The 13433-nt window shown below is 34.2% G+C and carries 14 protein-coding genes and 1 tRNA gene; 3 read left to right on the forward strand and 12 right to left on the reverse strand.

The window, feature by feature from the left end; genetic code table 11:
• The first annotated feature begins 136 nt into the window (after positions 1–136).
• Together ffh and folD are read left to right on the forward strand one after the other, a co-directional pair.
• Positions 137–1462, forward strand: coding sequence for a signal recognition particle protein (gene ffh, locus PHO43_RS07025; RefSeq protein ID WP_045090051.1), 1326 nt, complete (start codon positions 137–139; stop codon positions 1460–1462).
• A gap of 15 nt (positions 1463–1477) precedes the next feature.
• The gene (gene folD, locus PHO43_RS07030) at positions 1478–2368 is read left to right on the forward strand and encodes a bifunctional methylenetetrahydrofolate dehydrogenase/methenyltetrahydrofolate cyclohydrolase FolD (RefSeq protein WP_053826009.1); all 891 of its coding nucleotides are present in this window, start codon (positions 1478–1480) and stop codon (positions 2366–2368) included.
• Between the two features lie 60 nt (positions 2369–2428).
• Here the strand turns inward: folD and PHO43_RS07035 are convergent, their stop codons facing one another.
• From PHO43_RS07035 to PHO43_RS07050, 4 genes are all read right to left on the reverse strand, one after another.
• Positions 2429–3424, reverse strand: a complete 996-nt coding sequence (locus PHO43_RS07035; protein WP_053826008.1) for a lysylphosphatidylglycerol synthase transmembrane domain-containing protein — start codon at positions 3422–3424, stop codon at positions 2429–2431.
• A gap of 28 nt (positions 3425–3452) precedes the next feature.
• Complete coding sequence (gene gcvT, locus PHO43_RS07040) at positions 3453–4538, reverse strand: glycine cleavage system aminomethyltransferase GcvT (RefSeq protein ID WP_288011734.1); 1086 nt, start codon at positions 4536–4538, stop codon at positions 3453–3455.
• 57 nt (positions 4539–4595) lie between these two features.
• A complete protein-coding gene (gene pepT / locus PHO43_RS07045; RefSeq protein ID WP_045090055.1) occupies positions 4596–5819 on the reverse strand; it encodes a peptidase T in 1224 nt (407 codons plus the stop codon).
• A gap of 444 nt (positions 5820–6263) precedes the next feature.
• Complete coding sequence (locus PHO43_RS07050; RefSeq protein ID WP_053826007.1) at positions 6264–6680, reverse strand: DoxX family protein; 417 nt, start codon at positions 6678–6680, stop codon at positions 6264–6266.
• A gap of 112 nt (positions 6681–6792) precedes the next feature.
• Between PHO43_RS07050 and PHO43_RS07055 the strand changes: the two genes are divergently transcribed.
• Positions 6793–8040 (forward strand): anaerobic sulfatase-maturation protein, encoded by a 1248-nt coding sequence (locus tag PHO43_RS07055; protein ID WP_045090057.1) that lies wholly within the window; start codon positions 6793–6795, stop codon positions 8038–8040.
• A 92-nt stretch (positions 8041–8132) separates the two neighbouring features.
• Here the strand turns inward: PHO43_RS07055 and PHO43_RS07060 are convergent, their stop codons facing one another.
• From PHO43_RS07060 to PHO43_RS07095, 8 genes are all read right to left on the reverse strand, one after another.
• Positions 8133–8591, reverse strand: a complete 459-nt coding sequence (locus PHO43_RS07060; RefSeq protein WP_045090058.1) for an ExbD/TolR family protein — start codon at positions 8589–8591, stop codon at positions 8133–8135.
• A 2-nt stretch (positions 8592–8593) separates the two neighbouring features.
• The gene (locus tag PHO43_RS07065) at positions 8594–9229 is read right to left on the reverse strand and encodes a biopolymer transporter ExbD (RefSeq protein ID WP_045090059.1); all 636 of its coding nucleotides are present in this window, start codon (positions 9227–9229) and stop codon (positions 8594–8596) included.
• Positions 9230–9282: 53 nt separating this feature from the next.
• Entirely contained in the window at positions 9283–9762 is a 480-nt protein-coding gene (locus PHO43_RS07070) for a hypothetical protein (protein ID WP_045090060.1), read from the reverse strand.
• Between the two features lie 4 nt (positions 9763–9766).
• The gene (locus tag PHO43_RS07075) at positions 9767–10552 is read right to left on the reverse strand and encodes a MotA/TolQ/ExbB proton channel family protein (RefSeq protein ID WP_045090061.1); all 786 of its coding nucleotides are present in this window, start codon (positions 10550–10552) and stop codon (positions 9767–9769) included.
• Positions 10553–10671: 119 nt separating this feature from the next.
• A tRNA-Ser gene (locus PHO43_RS07080) sits at positions 10672–10759 on the reverse strand.
• Between the two features lie 136 nt (positions 10760–10895).
• Positions 10896–11678, reverse strand: a complete 783-nt coding sequence (locus PHO43_RS07085) for a TatD family hydrolase (protein WP_045090062.1) — start codon at positions 11676–11678, stop codon at positions 10896–10898.
• Positions 11678–12370 (reverse strand): hypothetical protein, encoded by a 693-nt coding sequence (locus tag PHO43_RS07090; RefSeq protein ID WP_045090063.1) that lies wholly within the window; start codon positions 12368–12370, stop codon positions 11678–11680. Before PHO43_RS07090 ends, PHO43_RS07085 begins: the two co-directional genes overlap by 1 nt.
• Positions 12371–12393: 23 nt before the next feature.
• Positions 12394–13371, reverse strand: coding sequence for a polyprenyl synthetase family protein (locus PHO43_RS07095; protein ID WP_045090064.1), 978 nt, complete (start codon positions 13369–13371; stop codon positions 12394–12396).
• Positions 13372–13433: the final 62 nt, after the last annotated feature.

Here is a 13433-nt window from a genome sequence, read left to right on the forward strand (position 1 = left end):
AGCTCATTATTTTCTGAAATAATCCTTTTTCATTATCTTTGTGTTGATATAAAAGAATGTAGTAAATTTCATCAATCTGAATTAATCATAAAAACTTTAAATTGATGAGAATAAAACCAAATCATTGTAGAACAATATGTTTGAAAATTTAAGTGACAGATTAGAAAGGTCGTTTAAGATATTAAAAGGGCAAGGAAAAATAACAGAAATAAACGTTGCTGAAACGCTAAAAGATGTTCGCCGTGCCCTGCTTGACGCTGACGTTAATTATAAAACTGCTAAGGAATTTACCGAAAAGGTTAAGGAGAAAGCTTTAGGTCAAGATGTCCTAAATGCAGTTAAACCTGAACAGATGATGGTGAAAATTGTGCATGATGAGCTAGCAATACTCATGGGTGGCACAGCTTCAGACATCAATATTAAAGGTAACCCTGCAGTCATCCTTATGTCTGGTTTACAAGGATCAGGTAAAACTACTTTCTCCGGTAAACTTGCAAATATGCTGAAAAGCAAGAGAGGAAAGAGTCCTCTACTTGTTGCCGGTGACGTATACCGTCCTGCTGCTATTGAGCAGTTGAAAGTACTGGGAGAACAAATTGGTGTACCGGTATATTCAGAAGAGGATAATAAGAATCCTGTCAAAATAGCTAAAAATGCTATACAATATGCGCGCCAGTATGGACGTGATCTTGTTATTATAGACACTGCAGGTCGCTTGGCAATTGACCAACAGATGATGGATGAAATTGAATCTATCAAGAATGCAATTAATCCGCAGGAAATTTTATTTGTGGTGGATGCAATGACTGGTCAGGATGCTGTAAATACTGCAAAAGAGTTTAATGATAGACTTAATTTCAACGGTGTTGTACTAACAAAATTAGATGGTGACACTCGAGGTGGTGCTGCCCTTTCTATACGTTCAGTAGTTGATAAGCCAATAAAATTTGTAGGAACAGGAGAAAAGCTTGATGCAATAGATGTATTCCATCCTGAACGTATGGCTGATCGTATCCTTGGTATGGGAGACGTAGTGACTCTTGTAGAGAAAGCTCAGGAACAATACGATGAAGAGGAAGCCAGACGTCTGCAGAAAAAAATAGCAAAGAACCAGTTTGACTTTAATGACTTCATAAATCAGATTCAGCAGATTAAAAAGATGGGTAACCTGAAAGACCTGGCATCAATGATACCCGGTGTTGGTAAACAGATTAAAGATCTTGATTTTGATGATGATGCTTTTAAAGGTATCGAAGCAATTATTCGATCTATGACACCAGAAGAGCGTACTAATCCGGAAATACTTAACGGATCGCGCCGTGCCCGTATTGCTAAAGGAAGTGGAACAGATGTACAGGAGGTTAACAGATTGATTAAACAGTTTGACGAAACTCGTAAAATGATGCGAAAAATGACCTCAGGTGGAGGGAAACAGATGATGAGGAATATGCGCAGAAGATAACATATAACTTTAAATATGAAATTAATAGACGGTAAAGCAGTTTCTGCTCAGATAAAAAGTGAGATCGCAGAGGAGGTATTAAAGATAAAAGCAGCAGGAGGAAAGACTCCACACCTTGCCGCAGTATTGGTTGGTCATGATGGTGGAAGCGAAACTTATGTAGCCAATAAGGTAAAGGCTTGCCAACAGGTGGGATTTAAATCAACTCTTATCAGGTACGAGGATGATGTAACAGAAGAGGAATTACTTGCTTGTGTGGACAGACTAAACAAAGATGAAGATATAGATGGATTTATAGTTCAATTACCTCTACCCGATCATATTTCTGAAATAAAAATTACTGAAGCCATTGACTATCGTAAAGATGTTGATGGTTTTCATCCGGTAAATGTTGGACGTTTATCTCTTGGAATGCCTTGCTTTCTGTCCGCTACTCCTTCAGGTATATTGGAATTGCTTAAAAGATATGATATTGAAACAAAAGGTAAACACTGCGTAGTACTGGGAAGAAGTAATATCGTAGGGAAACCTGTTTCAATGCTTATGCTACAAAAGTCTTATCCTGGAGATTGCACCGTAACCATTTGTCACAGCAGAACAAAAAACATCAAAGAGATCTGTCTCGAAGCCGATATTATTATTGCTGCATTAGGTGTTCCGGAGTTCCTTACAGGTGATATGGTAAAAGAGGGTGCAGTAGTTATAGATGTTGGTACAACCAGAGTGCCAAGTAATGAAACGAAATCCGGTTTCAGACTTAAAGGTGATGTTAAATTTGATGAAGTAGCACCTAAATGTTCTTATATTACACCTGTACCAGGGGGAGTAGGTCCAATGACCATTGTTTCCTTATTAAGAAATACACTTCTGGCTGGAAAAAAAGAGATTTATCCAACTATTAACTAGGATCGTTTTTATAACAGTTATATCCAAAAGCATTAATTATTTTAGACCTTTGCAAAATAATTAATGCTTTTCTGCTTTTATCAACAATATACCAACTAATGTCCAGAATAGTTCTCTGATTCTTTTACTTAGACTCACAAAAACACCATATGCAACAGGCATTGAAAGAATTCCATATATAATTACAAAACCACCTTCACGTGCTCCCATCTGCATGGGCATAAAGAAAAATAAATTTGAGATCAAAGACTGTATTGATTCAACCAGTACACTCTGAACAATGGTAACAGGAGCCTTGATAGCTTGCATCATAAGTAATATCTCAAAACATATAAAGAAGCGGGATAAAAACTCAATTGATAGAGATGCTATAAAGTCCTTTTTCCTGTTCTTGTATAGATCGGCTATCAGAACGTCCATCTGATCTATTTTCTCCTGATGCTTTACCTTCAGATTCTTAATTTTCTTTCCTATAAATGGAAGTCTGCTTGTAATTATTAATGCTCTGTTGACACCTCCTTTTGTGTATACTCTATAAGCCCACAAAAGGAGTAAGAATGCTGTACCACCAGATATAATTAATCCTATTTCAATTGAATCAGATATTACAGGAACTAAAAAAAACAACATAGGTATTGTGACTACCCAGAACAAGAAATGAGACACAAAATGCATCATCGTGGATAACAATACTGACGAAGTAGCTTTCTGTATACCTAAATCCTCTTTTAACTCTATTATCTTATAAGGCTCTCCTCCCATTAATCCAAATGGAGTTATATAGTTTATAGCAAAACCACTAATAGTAAGCTTAAAAAGTCTTATAAAACTAATTTTCTTAGATTCTTGACTTCCATCATTCAGTATAATATAAAACGATAATGTGTTTAATAGATATACCACAACCCACATTGAGAAAATAGGTATGTACCACCAACCGGTCTGTTTTATATCGTGCCAGATATTGTCAACACCTATTTTATAGATCATTATTCCTAGTGTCAGTGCACCAACAATAAAGAAGACATTCTTAGCTATTCTAGCTTTATTTGCCATAAAGACAGGAGAGTTGCAAGTATGTTTATTATTTTCTAAAAGGGGGTTTAACTATTACAGCCTTTAAATTCCTATTACGTACCTTGACATATATCTCATTATCTGATTTTGCGTAATCAGGTTTTACATAACCCATGCCAATACCTTTCTTTAATATAGGGGACATTGTACCTGAAGTAACATTACCAATAATCTCTCCATCTTCATTAGCGATTTCGTAACCATGTCTTGGGATACCTTTATCTATCAATTCAAAACAGCACAATTTACGCGATACTCCTTCATATTTTTCTTTTTCAAGTACTTCCCTGCCAATAAATGGCTTATTATCAGCAAATTTAGTAATCCAGCCTAAGCCTGCTTGTAAAGGTGTTGTTGTATCATCAAGATCATTACCATAAAGACAATATCCCATCTCTAAACGTAGAGTATCGCGTGCACCTAACCCTATAGGTTTTACCCCGTACTCCTTTCCTGCTTCAAATATAGCGTCCCATATTTTAATGCCATTTTCCGGATAAAAATATAGTTCAAAACCACTGGCACCAGTGTAACCTGTATTTGAAATGATAACATTATCTACACCAGCAAATTTTGATGTTGTGAATTCATAAAAAGGTATATCCGAAAGGTTTTCTTCTGTCAACTTTTGCAATGTAGCCTTTGCATTTGGACCCTGAACAGCTAATTGGGCCATGTGATCGGAAGCATTTTCAAGTTCAGCACCCATTGTGTTCCATTTCACACACCATTCCCAGTCTTTTTCTATGTTTGCTGCATTAACAACCATTAGATATTTTTCCGGTTCGTAATAGTATACTATGAAATCATCAACAATTCCTCCGTTTTCATTTACAAAGCAAGTGTATTGCGCTTTACCCAATTGAAGTTTAGTTACATCATTACTTGTTACTCTCTGTAAAAACTCAACTGCTTTGGGACCTTTCACCCAAAATTCACCCATATGAGAGACGTCAAACACCCCAACAGAATTTACTACAGTTTGATGTTCATCTATTATACCTGAGTATTCAATTGGCATATTATATCCTGCAAATTCATGCATTTTAGCTCCTAATTTAATATGTAAATCTGTAAATGGTGTCTGCTTCATACCTGTTTATTGTTTATTTAGTAAGTTAATTAATTATCCAAATAACTGAGTCTATATTTATGCATCTCTAGCTACCAGTTCGGCAATTTTTACAACAACCTTAGATGCTTTCTCCATAGAAGGAATAGGTAAATACTCATATTTGCCATGGAAATTCATACCACCTGCAAAAATGTTTGGACATGGTAACCCCATAAATGAGAGTCGTGAACCGTCTGTACCTCCGCGTATAGGTTTTACATTAGGTTTGATTCCTAACTCCTCCATTGCTCGATAAGCATAATTGACTATATGCATAACTGGTTCTACTTTCTCTCTCATATTATAATACTGATCTTTGAGAGTAAGTTTAAGTCTGTTATCATACAGTTTATTTAATATATCAACAGAGTGTATCAACAATTCTTTACGATCCTCAAACTTATTCCTATCATGATCGCGAATAATAAAAGACAGATTAGCTTCTTCAACTGTTCCACTCAATGAAATAAGATGGAAAAAACCTTCATACCCTTCAGTATGTTCTGGCCTTTGTTCTTTAGGTAGTAGTGAAATCAGTTCATTTGCAACATGAAGTGCATTTATCATTTTATTCTTTGCATAACCGGGATGAACATTTCGTCCTTGTATTTCTATTTTGGCTGATGCGGCATTAAAGTTTTCATATTCAAGTTCTCCTACTTCACTCCCATCCATAGTGTATGCCCAATCAGCACCGAATTTCTCTACATCAAATTTATCAGCTCCTCTACCTATTTCCTCATCAGGGGTAAATGCTATCCTTATTTTACCATGTTCAATTTCTGGATGATCTATAAGGTACTGCATCGCACTCATTATTTCAGCTATACCAGCTTTATCATCTGCTCCTAATAATGTTGTACCATCTGTTACAATTATATCTTCCCCTTTATGAGACAACAGTTCGGGGAAATCATTTGGTGAAAGAACTACATTATTGGTTTCATTCAATACTATATCTTTTCCATCATAATTTTTTACTATTCGTGGATTTACATTGTTTCCACTCATGTCGGGACTAGTATCAAAATGTGATATAAACCCTATTACAGGTACCTTCTTATTTGTATTTGAAGGCAGGGTAGCCATAAAGTAGCAATTATTATCTAGACTAACATCCACAAGTCCCATCTCAAGAGCTTCTTTCTCTACCTCTTTTGCAAGATTAAATTGTTTTTGTGTACTTGGTGTCTGCGTACTGTTCTCATCGGATTGAGTATCAATACGAGCATATTTTATAAACCTATCTACTATCGTCATTATTTTATAATATTTTGATTGAAAGAATTTTTCAAAGTTAAAGTTATAATAGTGTCACAAAGATAAAAAAATGACTTGAATAGCAAAAATCTATTCTCTCTTTTGTTTCTGTAGAAAAATGTCTTATCTTTGCAGTTGGGTAAGTCCTATACGGCCAGCTCCCATTGAATCCCCCAGGTCTTGACCGAAGCAAGGGTATTTGGTTGTAGCGGCGCGATATAGTAAGCTTACCCTCTTTTTTTATATAAACATTGAATATCTGTAAGACCATTATTATAAATACCAGTCAAAATTTGTTCTAGTTATTAATAATTGCTCCTAGTATTTACAAAATTCAGAAGAATATAGAAAACCTAGAATATTTGAAAAAACAGAAATCCCCCTTCTGCGAAACAATGCTGAAGGGGGATTTTTTATTAAATCAAATAATTGAACAAATACTATTTATGCTATTTTAGGGAATAATTTCGCATCTACAGAGTATTTACCTGCACCTATAAATATTGATCCTGCAAATACAATTAATAGATCTAAAGCATGACCATAACCCATAAAATTATCTCCATTAAAAAGATGTGTGATTAAAGCTACTAACATTGTTCCTGCTAACATTATAGCTGCTGGCCTAAAAAATAATCCAAGTGCAAATAACAATCCTCCTACAGTTTCAGAAATTGCAGCTATAAAACCCCAGAATGTATGACCTGAATCAATTCCAAAATTTGACATTGTACTACCTACCATTGTCCATGTATCAGGACCACCCGTTATTTTTGGCAGACCATGTAGGAATATTGTTATACCTAATCCTACTCTTAGAATTAACCACCCGATATTTAATAAATTCTTTTTGTTGTTCATATTTAAATTGTTTATTAATTGTGTTATTTTATTCTTTAATTTTTAAATTCATAAGTAGTAAAAACACTGATCTATATGATTTGTTTATCTTTGTACTATAAAAAAAATCGATATGTCAACATTTGCTCCTTTTGCCAGACCACTTTATGTAATGCTGAAGCCAGTAGGCTCCAAGTGTAATTTAAATTGTGATTATTGCTATTATCTTGAAAAAGAGAATCTTTATAATAATAGAAATCAAGTAATGAGTGAAAATTTACTAGAACGGTTCATTAAGCAATATATTGATTCTCAAACAATGCCGGATATTATGTTTACATGGCATGGAGGAGAAACATTGATGAGGCCAATATCATTTTATAAAAAGGCTATAGAATTACAAAAAAAATATGCGAATGGAAGAAATATAGATAATTCAATACAAACAAATGGTACTCTCCTAAACGATGATTGGTGCAAATTTTTCAAAGAAAACAATTTTTTAGTTGGTATATCTATTGATGGGCCAAAGGATTTTCATGATGAATATAGACGAGATAAAATGGGACGCCCTTCTTTTCATAGGGTTATGAAAGGTATTGAATTGCTAAAAAAACATGGAGTTGAGTTCAATTGTATGGCTGTAGTAAATGATTACAATGTAGATTATCCACTTGAATTCTATAACTTTTTTAAAGATATTGATTGTAAATATATTCAATTCACACCAATTGTAGAGCGACTTAGAATACAAGAACCTACTGAAAATATTTCTCTATTAAAACTTGCTACTGCAAAAGAGGATGACCACGAAGCTGAATTAGCTCCTTTTACTGTGAATGCAGATAAATGGGGCGATTTTCTTTGTTCAATCTTTGATGAATGGGTAAAGGAAGATGTTGGAAAAATATTTGTACAGATATTTGACTCTACTTTAGCTAACTGGGTTGGAGAAAACCCTGGAGTATGTACAATGGCAAAAACATGCGGTCATGCAGGAGTTATGGAATTTAATGGTGATGTATATTCATGCGATCATTTTGTTTTCCCTGAATATAAATTGGGTAATATTTATGATGATACTCTAACTTCCATGATGTATTCAAATAAACAACAAACATTCGGAAATGATAAGTTTGATAAATTACCTCAACAATGTCGTGAATGTGATGTGCTTTTTGCCTGTTACGGCGAGTGTCCTAAAAACAGATTTATAAAAGATAAATATGGAAATAAAGGGTTAAACTATTTATGTAAAGGATATTATAAATTCTTTAAACATGTTATGCCGTATATGGATTATATGAAAAATGAGTTGCTTGCCCAACGACCACCTGCAAATATAATGACTTGGATAAAAGAAAATAATCCTAAAACTTAATCATAAAAGTTATATAACTATTATTTAAATACTATTAAAAAAACCGGATCCATTGATTGAATCCGGTTTTTTCTAATGATACTTAAACAATACTAGTTCTCGCCTTTTCGTGCGGAATAGCTTATTTTTAATGCATAAGCCTTTCTTAAAGCTTGTTTTACATCAGTAATATACTGCATACGAGTATTTTCATCTGCTTTTATTGAAACAGTCATTAAAGGCTGATCAGCTTCATTCATACTCGCTTTTTCCTGAGCAATATAGTTCTGAATATCTGCAACCTGAGCAAATCTGTCATTCAACTGCATCTGTGTTCCAGTTCCTAGCCTTGCATCTAATGGAGGACCAATATTAATATAGGTCACTAAAGATTTCTTTTCTAGTTTCTGTACTTCTGATGCAGTAGGAAGTTTCATTCTCACCATCAAAGTTTCAGAACGTAAAGTTGTAGTTATAATGAAGAAAAAGAGAACTGCGAAAACTATATCAGGCATAGATGAAGTATTCATCGCAGGTACTTCTTTTTTTCCACTTTTATTAAATTTTCCCATAACTATTGTTCTCCTCCATAATTTTTAGGTTCAGCTTCAGAGATACGTTGAGGATATAGATCATCGATCTGTTTCTTTTGATCTACGGTCAATTCTTCATATGAAGTACCAAAATATCTTCTGGCTCCTTCATTTCGAAGTTCATTATATGCTCTAACAACCTCATTTTGAACAGCTATATATGCACTGTATCTCGTAGTAGCATCATTCTGTATAGATATTACGTGATTTGAGGTTACAGGCACAGTTCCAATAGGTGGACCGAAATCTTCTTCAATTAGCTGAGGTAAATCAGGGCTATTTGAAGTATTTAAAACGAATTCTTTAACCACATCTTTCATTGCAATATTTCCTGATCCCCCTTGCAATTCACTTTCGTTAGCATACATTACAGTTCCTTGTTGGTCCTGGACTAAAATCTCGTTTTTAGAGTTTACCAGAACAACTAACAAATTTCTACGCTGAACATCTACCGAAGACTGCTCTTGTTCATTTTGTGGTGGTGGTGGTAAACGTCGAGCCAAACCTGAATCGACATCCATACTTGATACCATCAAAAAGTAACATAGTAACAGGAAAGAAACGTCAGCCATAGAACTGGCATTTAAAGCCGGAACTTTTCTATTTGTTTTTGGCATATTTAAACCTTTTTAAACTGATTCTTATAAAGAATCTTTTTTATTTTACAAAACTATTTCTTCCTAGTTACAAATGGCATAATAAAAATAGCCAATATAGTAATTACCAGCATGAAATACATCGAGTATAGCCACATATCAGTCATTTTAAGTACTGATGGCACGTTGTCGGTTCCTTCGTAACCTGGTATTGAAAGTAATGTACCATCACCAATAACATAAGAACCGATAAAAAGTGCAGCTAGGGCCAAAATTGCATAGAGTCCACTCAATGCTTTCTTTGGATTTTCTTTTAACCCTCTGGCAAAATCAACGATTGAAAAAGCAATTAGCACTACTATGGTTATAACCAGAAGTGCATACATCCAGTACAAAAGAATATCTGTAAAAGCAGGCTGTGCCAAATCAGCACCAATCTTCTCATGTTCGGGAGCTTGTCCGCCAAAGAAGAACAGCCCTAATACAATAAGTGATACTATTATTGTTGTAATCAGGGTAAGTCTGGATGTTCTGTGAATTTTAGTTACAGCCATTTTATTACAAATTTTTGTATTTAACGTTATATTTTATAACCTGATCTAGGAATGTGATTGAAGCGTCTTCCATTTTATTAAGAATACCTTCCATTTTAGATAGGATATAGTTGTAAATAATCTGAAGGATAATAGCAACGATCAAACCACCTACAGTAGTAATAAGAGCCACTTTCATACCTCCGGCAACAATTGTTGGACTCATATCACCAGCTCTTTGGATGTTATCAAAAGCAATAACCATACCAATTACTGTACCCAAGAATCCAAGTGAAGGAGCGATACCGATAAACAAAGTAATCCAAGAAAGATTTCTCTCAAGTAATCCTGATTGTACACCTCCGTATGATACAATTGATCTCTCTACTTCTTCAGGTCCCTGATCTAGTCTTAATAGACCCTGGTAAACAATTGAAGCAATTGGTCCTCTAGTATTTCTAGCTATGTCTTTTGCTGCTTCAACATCACCTCTGTCTAATGTATCACCTACTTTATTTAGGAATGCGTCTGGATCAACGTCAGCTAAACTTAGGTAAATAATTCTTTCTAAACTGAAAGCCAGACCAAGTATCAAACAGATAGCGATTGCACTCATAAAACCAGCACCACCTTCAATAAATTTAGTTTTTAGTGCTTGGTGCATACCACCGGTAACCTCTTGAACTTGAGCCTGAGATGTGGCCACTTGTTCTGTTTGTTCTTCAGGAGTGGTTTCTTGTGCGAAAAGAACCGAAGACAATCCTACAGACATCATTCCGAAGATTGCTAAAATTGCAAATAACTTTTTCATTGTGTGTTCAATTTTGTTGATTAATGATCTAAATTTGTTTGTTTATAAATGATTTAAATTTTTTTCAGTATATAATGTTTTGTATATCTTTCTTCCTTCGACTTTCCTATTTAACTACGCGGAGAGAGCGGGATTCGAACCCGCGATACACTTTTGGCGTATACACGCTTTCCAGGCGTGCCTCTTCAACCACTCGAGCATCTCTCCAAAAGAGGGACTTCCCGGAAACGGGGTGCAAATTACAAAAAATATTTCATTCCTGCTCAATTCAAGAAGCAAATTTAAGGAATTTATCAATTATAAGCTACTTCAATTCGAAAATATTTGAATGATTGAGTTCAATTTAGCTATTTAATTCAAGTCCAAATATATTTTTAGCATTAACACTAGTAATATTTGACACCTCTTCTTCTGTTATTTTCCATATTTCTGATAACTCCCTTAGAATATATCTAATATATGATGACTCATTCCGTTTACCTCTATAAGGTACAGGTGCTAGATATGGAGAATCTGTTTCCATTACTACACGTTCTGCAGGGCAGTTAAATAGTGTATCTTTTAAACCCGAGTTTTTAAATGTCACTACTCCATTAACTCCTATCATAAAGTTCTTTAAACGTAATATGTACTCTAATTCATCTTTGTTGCCTCCAAAACTATGAAAAACACCTCTTAAATTAGTCTCTCCTACTCTCTTGATACTTGATATCACTTCTTTTGTAGCATCTCTAAAATGGATTGATACTGGCAAATCCATTTCTGCACTCCACTTCAACTGCTCTTCAAATGCTAAAATTTGTTCATTTTGAAGTGATTTATCCCAATAAAGATCAATTCCAATCTCTCCTATTGCACAATATTTAGAGTTATTCAGCTCATTATAAATATGTTCGAGTTGATTTCTAAAATTTTCTTTGATACTTGTCGGATGTAGTCCCATCATTGGTATTAAAAAATCAGAGTCTTCAGCGACACATTTTTTTAATATCTCAATTGTAGTTTCATCAATATTGGGTAGAAGCACTTTTTCAACCCCTACTTTTTTGGCACGGTTAATAATATCAACTAAATCATTATCAAAATCTGCAGAAAACAGATGAGCGTGTGTATCAATAATTCCCATCAACTGATCTCTCCTTTTCTATAGTAATATACTACACCATATTCACGGTTTCTTTCTATTCTTTGGTCAACAGGGATATTGTTGCTACTTTTTTCCACTTCTTCCCATATTTCAAAAATAACCTTGTCTACTGTTTCACGATATTTTGCCACCTCATCCATTACTCTCTGTGTAGCTTTTTGATGTAATTTCTGAGTTTGATAACCCTCTTTAAAAAGAGAGTACATTACACTAACTTTTGCTATTGATGGATTGTATATTGGTACCCCTCCCAGAGAGATTCGTTTATTTTCACCATTTATAATTTTTTGTCCCCATTCCACCAATTGATCATTAGAAGATAAGTCAGGAACTACTTGGTTTAAATTCTCAAGACCATAAAATTCTAATTGTTTTTCTTTTATTTCTTCACGCAAAACTGACATATACAAAACCTGCACAAAATGAGATATATACATTCTTGCATTCCTAACTTTTCCAGTAAATGACTTATTGGCTTTAACTTGGATTTCAAATAGTTGTCGATAACGAGCACATAAACCCTCAAAATGAGCTAATACTACTTTAGCAGAATGTAAAACTTTTGTTGAAATCTGCAATTCCTGAAAATCAGTTGTTTCAGCTTTTTCTATTGCAGTTTTCAACGCTTTTATGCGTGCAGCATCAGTATTTGGTAATCTTCTATAAGGCATTTAAATTTTTATTTATAAAAATCCTAACTGTCTCTGTACATTAAGTTTTCTGAAAGTTCAATTAATTCTCTTTTGCGGTCACTTGACACACTTACAGAAGACAGGTTTTCCAAAGATGCAAGATAATACTTTTCTATTAGATTTTCTGATATTACTTTCAGATTTAATTCATCGTATATTTTTTTAACAGCCTCTATCTTCTCATTTGGATCAAATTCTTTAATTGTAATCCATTTATCTAGTTCATCTCGTTGACCCGGATTTGAGTTTCTTAATGCTTTAATAAGTAAATATGTCTTTTTATTGCTTATTATATCCCCTCCAATATTTTTACCAAATCTTTTTGGATCGCCATATACATCTAACAGATCATCTTTGAGCTGAAAAGCGAGTCCGAGATTTATTCCAAACTGATAAAGCGCCTCTGCATCGCTTTTATCTGCATCGGATAAGATTGCTCCCATTTTTAAGGAACATCCTATAAGTACAGCAGTCTTTTTAAGTATCATCTCTAAATACTCTGCTTCTTTCACGTCATTGCGTTTTTCAAAATCCATATCATATTGTTGACCTACACAGATATCCATAGCTGTGTCTGAAAACAAATCTAATACTTCTGACAAGTGTTGAGTTGGTACTTTTGCAATATACTTATATGCTTCAATTACCATTGCATCTCCTGATAAAATAGCAGTATTAGCATTCCATTTTTTATGAACTGTTGGATTTCCTCTTCTTATGTCAGCATTATCCATAAGATCATCATGCAGAAGCGAGAAATTATGAAATATTTCAATAGCCAAAGCAGCATTCAGAGCTATATCAATATTCTTATTAAATAACTCAACTGCCATCAATGTCAACACCGGCCTTATTCGTTTACCACCTAATGAAAAGACATATCTTGGCGGTTCGAAAAGTGATTCCGGTTGAACACTTTTCATAACCATTGAGAGTTCTCTATCTATCTTTTCTCTTAGTAAAGCTACTTTATGAATCATAAGATGGATAATTATACATTCATTTTTTCTAAAAAAAAAGCTGCTTTCTGTTTATGAAAAGC

Origin of the sequence: Lascolabacillus sp. (assembly GCF_028696275.1) — a bacterium.
GTDB classification, from domain to species: Bacteria; Bacteroidota; Bacteroidia; order Bacteroidales; family Dysgonomonadaceae; genus Proteiniphilum; species Proteiniphilum massiliensis.